At 64.0% G+C, this 800-nt stretch carries 1 protein-coding gene; it reads left to right on the forward strand.

The window, feature by feature from the left end; all coding sequences use genetic code 11:
- The coding region (locus tag RAC79_RS25605; protein ID WP_374997699.1) for an AGE family epimerase/isomerase at nucleotides 1-800 on the forward strand (800 nt) is incomplete at both ends.

Consider the following 800-nt stretch of genomic DNA (forward strand, 5'->3'; position numbering starts at 1 on the left):
GCGGCTTTTACGAACGTCTTGGCCAGGATGCAAAACCGGTTTTTTCCGATGACCGCCGCGCCCGCGTGCAGCCGCGTCAGGCCTATTGTTTCGCCGCAGCCGGCCAGCATGGCTGGCAGGGACCGTGGAAAGACGCGCTCCTGCACGGACTTTCCTGGTTCGAGAAGGTCTACCGCCTTGAAAACGGCCTTTACGGCAACCTTGCCGACCAGACGGGCCGGCTGATCGATCCCTCCTTCGATCTCTACAATCAGGCCTTTGCGCTGTTTGCCGCCGCACAGGCGGCTGCAAGCCTTCCCGAGCGCCGGGACGAGATGCGCGGCCGGGCGCTCGATATCCTTGCCATCCTCGAACGCGACTACAGACATCCGGTCGCCGGCTTCGAGGAAGCGAACCCGCCGCGCACGCCGCTCTGCTCCAATCCGCACATGCATCTCTTCGAGGCGATGCTGGCCTGGGAGGTGCAGGACCCGGACGGCCCGTGGTCGGCGCTGGCCGACGAAATCGCCGATCTTGCGCTTAACCGCTTCATCGATGGCGGCAATGGCGGCTTGCGCGAATTCTTCGCCCATGACTGGACACCGCATGACAGCGACAAAGGCCGGATCATGGAACCCGGCCACCAGTTCGAATGGGCCTGGCTTCTGGTGCGCTGGGGCAGCCTGCGTGGAAACGACGAAGCGATCAGCAAGGCAAAACGCCTGTTCGAGATCGGCGAGGCCTACGGCATCTGCCCGCGCCGCAAGGTGGCGGTGATGAGCCTCTACGACGATTTTTCGGTGCATGACGGGCTGGCGCGG

The sequence above is a fragment of the Agrobacterium sp. LR_9 genome (assembly GCF_041954855.1).
In the GTDB taxonomy this organism is placed as follows: domain Bacteria; phylum Pseudomonadota; class Alphaproteobacteria; order Rhizobiales; family Rhizobiaceae; genus Agrobacterium; species Agrobacterium leguminum.